The sequence below is a fragment of the Streptococcus alactolyticus genome (assembly GCF_012277075.1).
Taxonomy (GTDB): Bacteria; Bacillota; Bacilli; order Lactobacillales; family Streptococcaceae; genus Streptococcus; species Streptococcus alactolyticus.
This window is the reverse complement of sequence record NZ_JAAXMT010000014.1, coordinates 1-2,751: the sequence shown is the minus strand read 5'-3', so window position 1 is coordinate 2,751 and position 2,751 is coordinate 1. Positions and strand designations below refer to the sequence as shown.

Sequence of the window (2,751 nt, the reverse complement as noted above, 5' to 3'; positions counted from 1 at the left end):
CAGTGGCTTAACCATTGTTCGCTTTGGAAACTGTTAAACTTGAGTGCAGAAGGGGAGAGTGGAATTCCATGTGTAGCGGTGAAATGCGTAGATATATGGAGGAACACCGGTGGCGAAAGCGGCTCTCTGGTCTGTAACTGACGCTGAGGCTCGAAAGCGTGGGGAGCAAACAGGATTAGATACCCTGGTAGTCCACGCCGTAAACGATGAGTGCTAGGTGTTAGGCCCTTTCCGGGGCTTAGTGCCGCAGCTAACGCATTAAGCACTCCGCCTGGGGAGTACGACCGCAAGGTTGAAACTCAAAGGAATTGACGGGGGCCCGCACAAGCGGTGGAGCATGTGGTTTAATTCGAAGCAACGCGAAGAACCTTACCAGGTCTTGACATCCCAGTGACCGCTCTAGAGATAGAGTTTTTCTTCGGAACACTGGTGACAGGTGGTGCATGGTTGTCGTCAGCTCGTGTCGTGAGATGTTGGGTTAAGTCCCGCAACGAGCGCAACCCTTATTGTTAGTTGCCATCATTCAGTTGGGCACTCTAGCGAGACTGCCGGTAATAAACCGGAGGAAGGTGGGGATGACGTCAAATCATCATGCCCCTTATGACCTGGGCTACACACGTGCTACAATGGTTGGTACAACGAGTCGCAAGTCGGTGACGGCAAGCAAATCTCTTAAAGCCAATCTCAGTTCGGATTGTAGGCTGCAACTCGCCTACATGAAGTCGGAATCGCTAGTAATCGCGGATCAGCACGCCGCGGTGAATACGTTCCCGGGCCTTGTACACACCGCCCGTCACACCACGAGAGTTTGTAACACCCGAAGTCGGTGAGGTAACCGTAAGGAGCCAGCCGCCTAAGGTGGGATAGATGATTGGGGTGAAGTCGTAACAAGGTAGCCGTATCGGAAGGTGCGGCTGGATCACCTCCTTTCTAAGGAAAAACGGAAGCACGTTTGGCGTATTGTTTAGTTTTGAGAGGTCTTGTGGGGCCTTAGCTCAGCTGGGAGAGCGCCTGCTTTGCACGCAGGAGGTCAGCGGTTCGATCCCGCTAGGCTCCATTGAATCGAAAGATTCAAAGATTGTCCATTGAAAATTGAATATCTATATCAAATTCCACAATTAGAAATAATTGTAGAAAGTAACAAGAAATAAACCGAAACGCTGTGATTTAATGAGTTTAAGGTCAATAAGACCAAAATAAGGTTAAGTTAATAAGGGCGCACGGTGGATGCCTTGGCACTAGAAGCCGATGAAGGACGTGACTAACGACGAAATGCTTTGGGGAGCTGTAAGTAAGCATTGATCCAGAGATGTCCGAATGGGGGAACCCGGCAACTAATGGTTGTCACTCATTACTGTTAAGGTAATGTAGAGGAAGACGCAGTGAACTGAAACATCTAAGTAGCTGCAGGAAGAGAAAGCAAACGCGATTGCCTTAGTAGCGGCGAGCGAAGAGGCAGGAGGGCAAACCGATGTGTTTACACATCGGGGTTGTAGGACTGCGTTGTGGGACGACAAGATTATAGAAGAATTACCTGGGAAGGTAAGCCAAAGAGAGTAACAGCCTCGTATTCGAAATAGTCTTTAACCCTAGCAGTATCCTGAGTACGGCGAGACACGAGAAATCTCGTCGGAATCTGGGAGGACCATCTCCTAACCCTAAATACTCTCTAGTGACCGATAGTGAACCAGTACCGTGAGGGAAAGGTGAAAAGCACCCCGGGAGGGGAGTGAAATAGAACCTGAAACCGTGTGCCTACAACAAGTTCGAGCCCGTTAATGGGTGAGAGCGTGCCTTTTGTAGAATGAACCGGCGAGTTACGATATGATGCGAGGTTAAGTTGAAGAGACGGAGCCGTAGGGAAACCGAGTCTTAATAGGGCGATTTAGTATCATGTTGTAGACCCGAAACCATGTGACCTACCCATGAGCAGGGTGAAGGTGAGGTAAAACTCACTGGAGGCCCGAACCAGGGCACGTTGAAAAGTGCTTGGATGACTTGTGGGTAGCGGAGAAATTCCAAACGAACTTGGAGATAGCTGGTTCTCTCCGAAATAGCTTTAGGGCTAGCGTCGATGTTAAGTCTCTTGGAGGTAGAGCACTGTTTGATTGAGGGGTCCATCCCGGATTACCAATATCAGATAAACTCCGAATGCCAATGAGATATAATCGGCAGTCAGACTGCGAGTGCTAAGATCCGTAGTCGAAAGGGAAACAGCCCAGACCACCAGCTAAGGTCCCAAAATATATGTTAAGTGGAAAAGGATGTGGGGTTGCACAGACAACTAGGATGTTAGCTTAGAAGCAGCTATTCATTCAAAGAGTGCGTAATAGCTCACTAGTCGAGTGACCCTGCGCCGAAAATGTACCGGGGCTAAAACATATTACCGAAGCTGTGGATACCTTTTAGGTATGGTAGGAGAGCGTTCTATGTGTGATGAAGGTGTACCGTGAGGAGTGCTGGAACGCATAGAAGTGAGAATGCCGGTATGAGTAGCGAAAGACAGGTGAGAATCCTGTCCACCGTAAGACTAAGGTTTCCAGGGGAAGGCTCGTCCGCCCTGGGTTAGTCGGGACCTAAGGAGAGACCGAAAGGTGTATCCGATGGCCAACAGGTTGATATTCCTGTACTCGAGTATATAGTGATGGAGGGACGCAGTAGGCTAACTAAAGCGTGCGATTGGAAGTGCACGTCTAAGCAGTGAGGTGTGATATGAGTCAAATGCTTGTATCTGTAACATTGAGCTGTGAT

General features: G+C 49.1%; 1 tRNA gene and 2 rRNA genes. All 3 read left to right on the top strand.

Going from position 1 to position 2,751, the window contains the following annotated elements:
* Positions 1-930, top strand: a 16S ribosomal RNA gene (locus HFK82_RS07675); the annotation flags it as partial.
* A 54-nt stretch (positions 931-984) separates the two neighbouring features.
* A tRNA-Ala gene (locus HFK82_RS07670) sits at positions 985-1,057 on the top strand.
* A gap of 143 nt (positions 1,058-1,200) precedes the next feature.
* Positions 1,201-2,751, top strand: a 23S ribosomal RNA gene (locus HFK82_RS07665); the annotation flags it as partial.